Raw genomic sequence first — 13338 nt, forward strand, 5'->3', positions numbered from 1 at the left:
TAGAATGGCAGGAAGCGACACCAAGACAAATTTTCACCATGTCGCAGTTTTGTTCTGATGCGAATTTGTTCATGTAAGATGCGGATAGGACTGGCGGGTTTTATCCGTTTTTTTCTTAATATTGCATAAAATCTTCTAGTTGATAAATAGCGTCTTTTACTTGCTTGGGATCGGAAACATTCATAAAATGAATCGACTCGTTTGGTTTGGTAGCCCCTTCTGCAATTGTGGTCACAATTTCTTCGGTAACATGGTCAATACCGAGCTCTTTTAGTTGAGCAGGTAGTTGCATTTTTCTGTAAAAAGGCAATAATTCCTTAATCTCGTCTAACCTATCTTCCAAACATAATTGTACAAAAATACCATAAGCTACTTTGTTACCATGTAAATGCTGATGTGTTTCTTCTATATGTGTGAGGCCATTATGGATCGAGTGAGCCCCAGATACTCTTCCGTAGTGATCCCCGTAACCGCCAACCATACCGCCAGCCATAATAATCGTTTCGATTACTCGATTAAAAGAATGGTTCAGATGTTGTGTTTCAATCGCTTCAATGGCTTTTTCGCCTTCATCAATTAAAATATCACGACATAACCTGGCTGCGTGTAAGGCTATGTCAAGGGAAACTGGTTTTTGAGACAGTGATCGTGTTAATACATCTGCTTCATACCATTTAGCTATTGTATCTCCAATACCAGCGCGTAAATAAGGAAGAGGGGAATCCAAGACCACTTGTGGATCAAGCAGTACCATATAAGTACTATCTGGAAATATAATATATTCTAAAAAGTTTCCGCTTTGGTCATAGAAAACAGAAAGCGGTGTCCATGGCGCACAGTTGGATGCTAAAGTAGGTACAAGAGAGACAGGCAAATTGGCTTTTGCTCCACAAGCTTTAGCTAAGTCTACGACCTTTCCTCCACCAATACCTACAATCACATCAATATCCAAACCTTGAACCTCTTCAACAATTCGATCTACTTCTTCATGTGTGCACTGCCCTTTATACTGAATAAATTGACACTTTATCGATGGGTTTTTAAAATAGTTTTGAACTTTTATCCAAGATGTATCCCCATGTATAATGAGTGCATGATGGAATTTATGCTGTTTTAATAAAGGAAATAAATCATGAAGAACCCCTTCATAGCATTGATAATAGTTAGGGGCACCTTTTACATGTAATCTATCCATTCTTTTCACCTCAAGCCTTAGTATTTAACGGTGATTATTGCATTCCTTCCCTTCACTGTCAATAAAGTTGAGCAGCCATCCATTTATTTTCAAAAAATGACGAATTTTTGCGAAGAATATATTGACTTCATTTTTATTGTCAGATATAATCATCAACAAATTAAATAGTCTTATCAAGAGTGGTGGAGGGACTGGCCCAATGAAACCCGGCAACCGTCTATGCATATAGAAAGGTGCTAAATCCAGCAAGCAGTGTTACTGTTTGAAGATAAGAGAGAGCGACGATGTAACAAGGATTCTCTATCTTAACAGGTGGAGAATTTTTTTATGCTATAATTAATCATTTTGTAGAAATGTGATAGTATAAGAACGCAAGTGTTTTCATTACATCGACTCAGACTCAGAACGGATACTAAATACTTAGGGGGATATCAACATGAAGAAATGGATAGTATTTTTAAGTTTTACATTAGTGTTTTTATTGGCAGCTTGTGGAGATAATAATTCAAGTGCGGATGGAACATTAAAAGTAGGAGTGACAGCAGGGCCGCACGAGGATATTTTAAATAAAGTAAAAGATCTAGCTAGTGAGGAAGGTTTAGATATCGAAGTGGTAGTCTTTAATGATTATGTTATGCCGAATACAGCTTTAGATGAAGGAGAACTAGATGCGAACATCTTCCAACATGAACCCTTTATGAATAATGCTCGTGATGAAGGTGACTTAAACTTAGTTAATGTAGCAAATACGGTAAACTTCCCGATGGGTATATATTCTAATAAATATGAAAGTTTAGATGAAATTCAAGAAGGCGATAAAGTAGGGTTGCCAAACCACTCATCAGGGGAACCGCGAGCGCTTATTTTATTCCAAGATGCAGGGTTAATTACGTTACCTGATGATTTAGGTATTAATGTCTCTATTCGCGATATCGAAGAAAATCCTTTAGATTTAGAATTTGTACCATTAGAGGCATCGCAAATTCCACGTCAATTAGATGAAGTAGATTTTGCTGCTATAAATACAAATTATGCATTAGAAAGTGGACGAGTGCCATCAGAAGATTCCATTCATATGGAACCAAAAGATTCGCCTTGGGTTAACGTTTTAGCAACTCGTGAAGAAAATCAAGATGATGAAAGAATTCAACAAATAATTGAGATTTATCGTTCTGATGAAGTCAAAACATTTATCGAAGAGGAATTTGAGGGCTCTGTTATTCCTTCGTGGTAAGAAAGGAGCACAAAGTAGCAATGATAGAATTTAAAAACATTACAAAGGTATTTAAGGACAACAAGAGAGATGTGAAAGCATTAAATGACGTTTCATTGAAAGTGGAAGAAGGATCCATATATGGTGTCATTGGCTACAGTGGTGCTGGTAAAAGTACATTAGTCCGAATGGCAAATTTACTCGAAAAGCCTACAACAGGACAGGTTCTATTTGAAGGAAAAGATTTAACCAAGCTAAGTTCTGGAAAACTAAACGAAGTACGTCGCCAGATGGGGATGATTTTTCAGTCGTTTAATTTATTGAAAACAGGTACCGTTTATGAAAATATTGCATTACCGTTAAAGTTAACAGGTGTTCCGAGTAAAGAAATTAAACAAAGAGTGCACAAATATATTGAAATTGTAGGATTGCAGGATAAGCTAAAGGCTTATCCTGCCCAATTGTCTGGAGGGCAAAAGCAACGTGTGGCGATAGCACGCGCTTTAGCACATGAGCCGAAAGTACTGCTTTGTGATGAAGCAACTAGTGCACTTGACCCCGATACAACGGAGTCTATTTTGAAATTATTAAGTAAAATTAATAAAGAGCTAGGTATCACCATTCTCCTCATTACACATGAAATGAATGTTGTGCAGAAAATATGTCACGAAGTTGCCGTGATGGAAATGGGAGAAGTAATCGAGCAAGGCTCTGTTATTGACGTATTCTCTAAACCGCAAACACAAACGGCTCAACGTTTTATTCAATCCTTATTTAACGATGCTATTCCAGGAGATTTACTGAAAAAATTAAAAGGTACGGGCAAAATTGCCTCTTTATCTTTTATTGGAGAATCAGCTGGTGATCCGGCTTTAGCAATGGTAACGAAAAAGTTTGATGTATTCCCATCTATTTTAGGTGGAAATATTACGGATTTAAAAGAACGTCCTTTTGGCCGTTTGATTGTGCATTTAGATGGAAGTGATGAAGAGGCACAAAAAGCGATTGATTTCTTGAAAGATAGTGGTGTCATCGTGGAGAATTACGAAAAGGGGAATCTAACAGATGCTAACTAGTGTATCAGAATTTATAGATAATTGGGGAGCAGAAATTTGGGTATCTTTTTTGGATACTTTAATCATGGTTGGTATATCGTTAACGATTTCGGTGATTATTGGACTTCCACTAGGGGTTTTATTAACATTAACAGGCCCTGGAAAAGCTTTAGAAAATAGGGTTATTTATCAAGCCTTAAATGCGATCATTAACATTCTGCGCTCCATCCCGTTTATTATTTTATTATTCTTTATCTTGCCATTTACCAAGTTTGTCGTAGGAACAACGATTGGGGTAAAAGGGGTTATCGTCCCGTTAGTAGTGTTTACGGCACCGTATATTGCACGTTTAATGGAATCAAGCCTATTAGAGGTAAATAGAGGCATTATCGAAGCATACGAAGCGATGGGCATTAAAACACGTCATATCATATGGCATGTATTAATTCGCGAGGCACGTCCATCTATTGTACTAGGATTAACCATTGCAACGATTGGGTTAATTGGTGCCACTGCAATGGCTGGTTTAGTAGGTGCAGGCGGGCTAGGTGACCTAGCTTATCGATACGGACATTTACGTTATCAAGCAGATATTATGTATGTAACAGTTATTATACTTATTATACTTGTTCAAGCTGTACAAACCATTGGGAACAGAGTATCTGCCAAGCTAAAGAAAGATTAAGGTGATGAGTATGCAATCACAACAACCTTTTCCCATTCGTTTTGACGACTTAGAGCAAACAGCGAAAAAGCTGTTGCAACATGATGTTTATGAATATATTGAGAGTGGTGGGGGAAGAGAAGAAACATTATATGCTAATACAGAGGCTTTTAAAAAATGGAGGATCGTTCCACGTTTTGGAGCAGATGTGTCGGATGTCTCCCTAGAAACTACTTTTAATCGAAAAAAAATAGAAGCACCGATCTTATTAGCGCCTATTGGAATGCAAGGACTTGTTCACCCTGAAGGGGAACGTGCTACCGTTCAAGCAGCTTACGAGCACGGCATACCTTTTATAGCTAGTACAGTAGCATCTAACTCATTAGAAGATATTCGTTCTGCTAAGCCGGAAGCAAGCAGGTGGTTTCAACTTTATTATCCTAATGATTCTGGTATTGCTAAGAGTTTTGTTCAAAGAGCTGAAAAAGCAGGATATGAGGCAATTGTTGTCACTACTGATATGCCGATTCTTGGAAACAGAGAACGAGATATTCGAAATGGTTATTCTCCGTTTGCGTTAGGTAAGGGGAAGGCAAATTATGTACAGGATCCTGTTTTTCAAGGTTATGTAAAAGAGAAGGATCCACACGATTATCTAGATGAAATGAAGAAATACTTTTATCGTCCATCTTTAAGCTGGAATGACATACAGACATTGCGTGAATGGACAAGTTTACCGATCTATATAAAAGGTATATTGCATCCTGATGATGCACAACAGGCAGTAGAAATCGGAGTAGATGGTATTATTGTATCGAATCATGGTGGCCGTCAGTTAGATCGATGTATTCCATCTATTGATGCATTGCCGGGGATTAAAGATCGCGTTGGTAATCAAATAACGATTCTTTTAGATAGCGGTGTTCGATCAGGTCCAGATATTGTCACTGCGTTGGCTTTAGGGGCAGACGCTGTGTTATTAGGAAGACCTTTTCTATATGGACTTACGTTAGGCGGTAAGCAAGGTGTATGGCAAGTATTACAGCAGCTAAAACAAGATTTGAAAACGACACTAATGCTGTCAGGTGTTCCTTCTGTGCAGCAAGTAGATCGGTCGTTATTATCTCGTTCCTAACTTTATTATTCTTCCCATTTTTTATGGAATTTTGCATAATATAGGAGTAAGTATTTTAAAAGAAGGAGATAATCAATGAAAAAATTATGTTGGATGCTTACTTTATTATTTGTTTTTGTACAAGTTATCGTGCCATTTGTTTATGCAAGTGAGGGAGACGAAGGAATAGATGAACGTCATGGTAAGCCTATTGTTGTTTTAGGAGAATCCTTATCGGAAGAACAAAAAGATAAGGTTCGAAGTTTATTAGATGCTGCTGATCCTGATCAAGTGCAGGAATATACGGTGACAGCGGAGGATCTTGTTCAATTTATTGGTGGTGATCCTAGCTCTAATATGTATTCTTCAGCAAAAATTACGAGAAAGCAGGAAGGATACGGTCTTGTAGTCAATATTGTTAATCCGGATAACATTACTCAGGTGACGAATGAGATGTATGCTAATGCGCTATTAACAGCAGGAGTGGAGAATGCTCTTATCGATGTGGCGTCTCCACTAAAAGTAAGTGGCCATTCGGCACTTACTGGTATATATAAGGCGTTTAATGTAGAAGGAGAATCACTGGATCAGGAACGCATGGAAGTAGCCAATGAAGAATTAGATGTTGCAACAGAGTTAGCAGAAAAAGCAGGGATAGATCAAGAAGAAGTTAGTGAGCTTCTTAGCGAAATTAAAAAAGAGATTTCAGAACAGAACCCAGCTACAAAAGAAGATGTAGAACGTATTGTCAATGAAAAGTTAGATCAGCTCAACATTGAATTAACACCAGAGGAACGGGAAATGCTGACAAGCTTATTTGATAAGATTCGTAATTTGAATATTGACTTCGGCCAAGTAAAGGATCAATTAGAAAGCATTGTTGGTGATCTTAGAGGGACCTTAGAAGAAGTAACTGGCGGGGACCCGGAAGGTTTTTGGCAATCGGTGAGGAATTTTTTTGATGATATCATTCAGTCTATACGTGCCATATTTAATTAGGATAAAGCGTCACAGCAGAAAAAAAGCTGTGGCGCTTTTCGTTTAGTGAAAATTAGACAATCTTCTAGATGGAGTAAGCGCTTTACATAAGCTATAATAAATAAAGACTATTTTCTAAAAGATAGTATCTTTTTTATAAGAAGTCTAATGGCACAAAATCTATAAACTGCGTAATAACTTTAGGATGACTTTCTACCATACTTCCGAAGCTGAGTGCAAAGAATCGCTTCGGCAAGATACTTCGCTTTCCGCGGACACGGCCTCAGTCTCCTCGCTCGTCCCTCGCTGTGGGGTCTTCGGACACGTGTTGTTTCCGCAGGAGTCTTCGTATCTTGCCTCCGCTTTGTGTGGTGTTCTAATTGAAGAAAGGAAGAGCACAAAGAAATGAATGAATTCCTATGGATATATTCTTCTAAAAGGTGGATCCCCTTTATCAGCGTAGGCAGAATACGGAGACTCCTGTGGGACAGCGAGAGCTGAAGATCCACTTGGTAAAGGGTTTTTCTTTACCAAGTTAGCTGAAGCTGAGCCCACGGAAAGCGAAGTATTCTGCCGGAGCGAGTGATAGCACACATCTCAAATGAAAATGGAAGAAATCTACACCGAGACAAATTTTCACTATTACGCAGTTTGGTTCAATTGTGTAGTAAATCAACAAATGATGCGAAGCGGGCTTAAATTAAAAGGGTTGTTTGTCTGGAGGATAATGATGAGACGTGTATTTCGTTATACAAATATATATAAAAAGTCTATGATGATGGCGCTTTTTTTAATGATTGTGGAGTTAATCGTAGAGCTGATTCAACCGGTGATTATGGCCAAAATAATCGATGATGGTATTGTAGCGGAAGATATGTCTACAATTTACCTTTATGGCGGAGTATTGTTATTGCTCACTTTACTCGCGTTCGCAGCTGGTATAACAAGCTCTTACTTTGCCGCAAATGTTAGTCAAGGTGTAGGGCATGATTTGAGAAGGGATATGTATCAGAATATTCAAATGTTCTCTCCAATGAAAATACAACAATTTGCAACATCCACTTTGCTTACACGGATGACAAATGATGTAATACAAATACAAGGGCTATTATTTGCTTTTATGCGAATCATGTTGCGAGCTCCTTTATTTATTATCTTCGGTATTGTCATGTCTTTGACAATAAATATATCGTTAGCACTTATTTTATTTGCAACTATTCCTATACTATTTGGTATTATGGCGTTTTTAATGCTAAAAGGAATGCGGTTATTTCAATTGGTACAACGAAAACTAGACCATTTGAACAATATTGTCCGAGAAAATTTACTAGGGATCAAACTAATCAAAGCTTTTCACCGGATGCATTTTGAAAATAGTCGTTTTTCTGCTATTAATGATTCATTAAAAGATAAAAACAAGCAAGCATTATGGATGATGGAGATTGTGATGCCAATTGTTATGCTTGTTATGAACTTAGCGATGATTGTGTTGATCTGGTTAGGTTCGTTGCATTTACAAATAGGATCAGCACAAGCAGGTGAAGTAGTGGCTATTATAAACTATGCAACTAGAATGCTTGCATCTTTCGGTGTGTTTTCCTTTTTACTTATGAATGTGTCGAGAGGACGTGCATCTGCTGATCGTATTGAAGAAGTGTTAAAACAGAAACCGGATGATTTAGTAGAAGAGCAAGACCAAACGAATAAAAACAGGTTAAAAGGTTCTGTCACGTTCCAAGATGTAAGCTTTCAGTACCCTAACAAGAATGAAATTGGGGTGCATGATATTTCGTTTCATGTGGGGCATGGGGAGAAAGTCGGTATCTTAGGTGAAACAGGTTCAGGTAAATCGACATTACTTCATTTAATCCCATATTTATATCAAGCTACTAAAGGGAAAATTTATATGGATGAAATGCCAATGGAAGAATTGGGAAATAAAATTCGTTTTGACGTAACCTTAGTACCACAGGAAGGTTTTTTATTTTCCGGTTCGATTCGAGATAACATAGCTTGGGGAAATGATAATCTAAGTGATCAAGAAGTGATAAAAGCAGCTAAAGAAGCGCAGCTGCATGATTTTATATTAACTTTACCGAATCAATATGAAACGGTCATTGGTCAAAGAGGTGTTACTCTATCAGGAGGGCAGAAGCAGCGATTATCCATTGCACGGGCTTTGGCTGATAATCCAAGCATATTATTGTTAGATGATAGTACAAGTGCGCTGGATGCTGAAACAGAATACCAAGTGCTAGAAGCCATACGCCGACGTCAATGTACGACATTTATTGTATCCCAAAAAATCAGTTCGGTCATAGATGCAAACCAAATATTTTTGTTAGATAAAGGAAGTTTAGTAGGCAAAGGGACACATCAAGCATTACTGCAATCAAACTCTTTATATCAGAAAATATGGCAATCTCAGCACAAGAAAGAGGTGGCTGTCAATGAGTAACGCAAGGCACCGTAATGAGAGTGATTTACCTAAGTCACCACATCATCCGCCATTAAATAAGAGACCAAAAATACAAAATTTTAAAGGAACTGTTCTGAGAATATGGAGTTACATGCAAACAGGAAGAGGTTTATTTTGGCTTGTTTTGCTATTTGTACTGATCAGCTCAGCTCTTTCATTACTTGGCCCTTATTTTATTGGCTTAGCAGTAGATACGATGACGGGTAACAATGATTTTTTTGAACTTTCGGAAATACTTGTTTTATTACTGATCATTTTCATTTTGCAGTCTGTTACTTTAGGGTTACAAAATTATTGGATGATAGATATTGCACAGCATACCGTTTATCTTATGCGTAAAGAGTTATTTGAACATGTTCTTCATTTGCCTGTTATTCATTTTCAACGCTCTCAGAGTGGCGAAATGATGAGCAGGTTGACAAATGATATTGAAAACGTAAGTCGAACATTAAATACCGCAGTTATACAATTAGCCACGAGTATTTTAACGCTTGTAGGGACACTGTCTGTTATGTTTTGGTTAAGCCCTATTTTGACATGGATGACACTAACTATTGTACCTCTTATGTACATGGGAATGAAGTGGATTACGCGTCGAACGAGTCGTTTTTTTAAAGAGCAGCAAAAAGAGTTAGGGGAAATGAATGGGTTTTTAGAAGAAACCTTATCTGGTCATTCTATGGTAAAGTTATTTCATCAAGAAAAGAGAGTAATCGATCAATTTGCTCAACATAATAATAAGCTTAAAGAAGCGGGTTATTGGGCACAAGTATATACTGGTTTCATACCGAAACTTATGAATACACTAAATAACTTTAGTTTTGCTATTATTGTTGGAATAGGAGGTTGGATAGCTCTCACGACTAATGCTGCATCTGTGTCCATTGGTGTTATTGTGACCTTCACAACATATGCTCGTCAATTTACTAGACCATTAAATGATTTAGCCAATCAATTTAATACCATATTGTCTGCTGTTGCAGGGGCTGAAAGAGTATTTGAAGTTTTAGATCAAGATGTAGAGGAAAAAACGATAAAAAAGAAAAAAATACCAAAAACAAGCGGGGATATACAGTTTCAAGATGTATCTTTCTCCTATCAAAGTGGGGAGCAAATATTGAAAGATGTCTCATTTCATGCAAAGCCAGGTCAAACAGTGGCTTTAGTAGGGCCAACTGGTGCAGGGAAAACGACCATCATTTCATTGCTAGCCCGGTTTTATAAAGAGGATAAAGGAGACATTTTGCTAGACGGAAAGAGCTTATCTACGATATCATATGCAAACATAAGAAATCATCTTGGAATCGTTCTGCAAGACGCTTATCTCTTTGACACAACAATTCGGGAAAATATTCGGTATGGAAGATTAGATGCAAGTGATAAGGAAGTAGAAGAAGCCGCCAAAAACGCTAATGCTCATGAATTTATTAAGCAGCTTCCTGACCAATATGATACATTGTTAGAAGGGAACGGACATGAAATCAGTCAAGGGCAAAGGCAGTTAATATCGATAGCTCGAGCAATGCTCGCAAATCCTTCTATCCTTATATTAGATGAAGCGACGAGTAGTATTGACACCATAACCGAACTTAAAATATCAGATGCGCTTACCCGTTTAATGGATGGAAAAACTAGTTTCGTGATTGCACACAGGCTTAATACCATTGAGCAGGCTGATCAAATTTTAGTATTAGATCAAGGAAGTATTGTGGAGAGAGGAACACATATACAATTGTTAAAGCAACGAGGTTTTTATGCAGATCTTGTTCAGACACAGCAATTAACGGAAACTTCATAGTTGAAAGGATTAAATTTTATCACAGGTTAGAATATAATAAGAAAAAGTGGTTTTAGTTTAAACCAACAGAATATGATACGTATGGAGGTGGAATCAGTGGCGGAGGAAAAACGGGATCAAGAAAAGCAGCAAGAACAAGAACGAGTGAATATGGTAGTGAATGAAATCTTGCGGAAGATGAAAGCACTCCGCACGAGAGTAGATCACTTAAAAGAAGATGTTATTGATATCCGTCGAGATTTCTGGGAAGACGTTACCGTTAATATAGAAGAAATGGACGATAAAATTGAAACGGAAGCGAGCATTAAACAGCAAGCTGAATTTTTATCGGAGCGAGAACGAAGCCATGGACAAGTGAGTGAAAGGCTTGATATATTAGATCGTTTGAAAGATACACCATATTTTGGAAGAATAGACTTCTTGGAAGATGGAGAAAACGAAGAGTTACCGATTTATATAGGTTTAGCATCTGTAATGGATGAACATGATGAAGAATTTTTGGTATACGATTGGAGAGCTCCAATTGCGAGCATGTATTACGATTTCCCACCAGGGCCAGCAAATTATGACACGGTTCAAGGAAATATTTCCGGGGAAATAACATTAAAACGTCAATATATTATTAGAAATGGCGAATTAAAGGGAATGTTTGATACTGGCCTTACAATTGGAGATCATTTGTTGCAATCTGTCTTAGGTGATCAGGCAAATACTAAAATGAAAAGTATTGTTTCGACGATTCAACGGGAACAAAATCAAATCATTCGTAACGAAAAGAGCAAAGTGCTAGTAGTGCAAGGGGTAGCAGGAAGCGGGAAGACTTCGGCTGCTTTGCAAAGGGTAGCGTATTTACTTTATCGTTATCGTGAGACTTTAACCTCTGAGCAAATTGTCTTATTTTCACCTAACCCTTTATTTAATAGTTATGTGGCAACAGTTTTACCTGAACTCGGTGAGGACAATATGCAGCAAATGACTTTTTATCAATATTTACATCGACAGTTAGATGACAGCTTTCAATTAGAGAGTCCTTTTGAACAAATGGAATACTACTTACAGAAAAAAGGGAAAGATTATCATGCAAGAATAGAAGCGATGCATTACAAAGCAAGTTTATCCTTTAAAGAATTGATTGACTCCTATCTAGAAAAGTTAGAGAAAAGCGGATTATTCTTTCGTAATATCACGTTTAGAGGCCAGACGATTATACCTAAAGAGACCATAGCACGCTATTTTTATCGTACAGAATCAACCCTATCTTTACCTGACCGACTAGAGAAAGTCGCTAATTGGATTCTTTATCATTTAAAACGGTTTGAGGTGGCTGAGAGGGAGAAAGATTGGGTTTTAGAAGAAAGTGAATTATTAGAAAGACATGATTATGTAGATGTGCATCAAACGTTACAGGAACAAAATCGTTTTTCTGAAGATACATTTGATGATTATGATAGGGAAGAGGCTTTGCTAAGAAAACGAGTGGTTGCGTATCGTTTGCGTCCATTGAAGTTAAAAATTAAAAAACTAGCCTTTGTAGACCCTTTAAAGACATACCAGCAGCTATTTCAAGACGCTTCTTATGTAGACGAGGAAATGGAATTACCTGATTATTGGGAAGAGATTTGCCAATTAACGAAGAAAGCATTAGAACAAAAGGAGTTAACATGGGAAGATGCACCTGCTTATATTTATTTTGAAAAAAGCTTACTAGGCTTTGATGCACAACGTACGATCCAACATTTATTTATTGATGAAGCTCAGGATTATACACCTTTTCAATTTGTTCTAATGAAAAAAATGTTTCCTAAAAGCCGCATGACTTTACTAGGTGATATTAATCAAGCAATATATGCACATGCTTTAAGAGAGGAAACACTACTATCAGAAAAATACAACCGAGATCATGAGCGTATGGTGCTTACGAAAAGTTATCGTTCTACAGAACCGATTGTGTCCTTTACGAAAGCATTCATGATCAATGGTGATTTAATTGAACCATTTGAAAGAAAAGGAGAGCTCCCTACATTAATGGAAGTAGAAACAAGTGAAATGCTGCAGGAAAAATTATTAGAGCAAATCGAGCATTATGAAGAAATAGGACACGAAACGATTGCACTTATTGGTAAGACGATGGAAGAATGTGAACGGGTTTATCAATATTTGAAAAATCATACAGAAGTGAAGCTAATGACACAACAGGCCCATACGTTTAGCAAGGGAATTGTTATCATCCCTGCGTATTTGGCAAAAGGTATTGAATTTGATGCTGTTATCATCATCAATGCTTCCTATCGAAATTTTCAAGACGAATTAGAACGGAACTTGTTCTATACAGCGTGTACCCGTGCCATGCATGAACTGTCTCTATTATCGATTGGTAAGTGTAGTCCGTTTTTGAATGCTGTACCAAAAAATTTATATAAACATTATAAAGTTCATGAGATTCCCATAAAGAGTAGCGAATAATGCTGCTCTTGGGAAGATTTGTATAAAATTCATTCGTAATATCCATATAATACGCAATAAATTAGGAGAAAGTTTTGCTCTTTTAAAATGAGTGCTTTGATACCGCTTCAGAAATACACTTCGCTTTCCCGCAGGAGTCTACGTGTATTTCTCCCGCTTGATAGTGGAAATGGATCAAAAAAGCTATCTAAAATGGTTCGTTAAAAGCAAATGTATGAAAGCTCGATCATTTTCTCACTGGATGAAGAGAACAAATCCAAGCTGCGGAAAAATACGAGACTCCAGTGGGAAAGGAACAGTCTGAAGACCCCACAGGAATGGAGTGACCCCCATTTATTGGACACTTTTTACGCTACTTGTTCAAACTGAGCTCGATATT

General features: G+C 37.4%; 9 protein-coding genes and 1 riboswitch. Of the genes, 8 read left to right on the top strand and 1 reads right to left on the bottom strand.

Annotation, left to right across the window (positions count from 1 at the left end; all coding sequences use genetic code 11):
* Nucleotides 1-115 precede the first annotated feature (115 nt).
* Nucleotides 116-1195 carry an iron-containing alcohol dehydrogenase family protein gene (locus GHD00_RS12735; protein ID WP_163538554.1) on the bottom strand — a complete coding sequence of 360 codons (1080 nt, stop codon included), beginning with the start codon at nucleotides 1193-1195 and terminating at the stop codon, nucleotides 116-118.
* 167 nt (nucleotides 1196-1362) lie between these two features.
* Nucleotides 1363-1470, top strand: a riboswitch (SAM riboswitch).
* 161 nt (nucleotides 1471-1631) lie between these two features.
* Here GHD00_RS12735 and GHD00_RS12740 point away from each other — a divergent pair.
* The 8 genes from GHD00_RS12740 (at nucleotide 1632) to helD (ending at nucleotide 12959) form a co-directional block, all read left to right on the top strand.
* Entirely contained in the window at nucleotides 1632-2429 is a 798-nt protein-coding gene (locus tag GHD00_RS12740; RefSeq protein WP_163538555.1) for a MetQ/NlpA family ABC transporter substrate-binding protein, read from the top strand.
* Nucleotides 2430-2449: 20 nt separating this feature from the next.
* A complete protein-coding gene (locus tag GHD00_RS12745) occupies nucleotides 2450-3484 on the top strand; it encodes a methionine ABC transporter ATP-binding protein (protein ID WP_163538556.1) in 1035 nt (344 codons plus the stop codon).
* Entirely contained in the window at nucleotides 3474-4148 is a 675-nt protein-coding gene (locus GHD00_RS12750) for a methionine ABC transporter permease (RefSeq protein WP_163538557.1), read from the top strand. Before GHD00_RS12745 ends, GHD00_RS12750 begins: the two co-directional genes overlap by 11 nt.
* Nucleotides 4149-4158: 10 nt before the next feature.
* Nucleotides 4159-5262 (top strand): alpha-hydroxy acid oxidase, encoded by a 1104-nt coding sequence (locus GHD00_RS12755; protein WP_240468686.1) that lies wholly within the window; start codon nucleotides 4159-4161, stop codon nucleotides 5260-5262.
* 75 nt (nucleotides 5263-5337) lie between these two features.
* Nucleotides 5338-6240 (top strand): DUF1002 domain-containing protein, encoded by a 903-nt coding sequence (locus GHD00_RS12760; RefSeq protein WP_163538559.1) that lies wholly within the window; start codon nucleotides 5338-5340, stop codon nucleotides 6238-6240.
* 709 nt (nucleotides 6241-6949) lie between these two features.
* Nucleotides 6950-8677 carry an ABC transporter ATP-binding protein gene (locus GHD00_RS12765; protein ID WP_163538560.1) on the top strand — a complete coding sequence of 576 codons (1728 nt, stop codon included), beginning with the start codon at nucleotides 6950-6952 and terminating at the stop codon, nucleotides 8675-8677.
* A complete protein-coding gene (locus GHD00_RS12770; RefSeq protein WP_163538561.1) occupies nucleotides 8670-10496 on the top strand; it encodes an ABC transporter ATP-binding protein in 1827 nt (608 codons plus the stop codon). Before GHD00_RS12765 ends, GHD00_RS12770 begins: the two co-directional genes overlap by 8 nt.
* 81 nt (nucleotides 10497-10577) lie before the next feature.
* Complete coding sequence (gene helD, locus GHD00_RS12775) at nucleotides 10578-12959, top strand: RNA polymerase recycling motor HelD (RefSeq protein WP_163538562.1); 2382 nt, start codon at nucleotides 10578-10580, stop codon at nucleotides 12957-12959.
* Nucleotides 12960-13338: the final 379 nt, after the last annotated feature.

The organism is Gracilibacillus sp. YIM 98692 (assembly GCF_010993965.1).
Classification (GTDB): Bacteria; Bacillota; Bacilli; order Bacillales; family Amphibacillaceae; genus Gracilibacillus.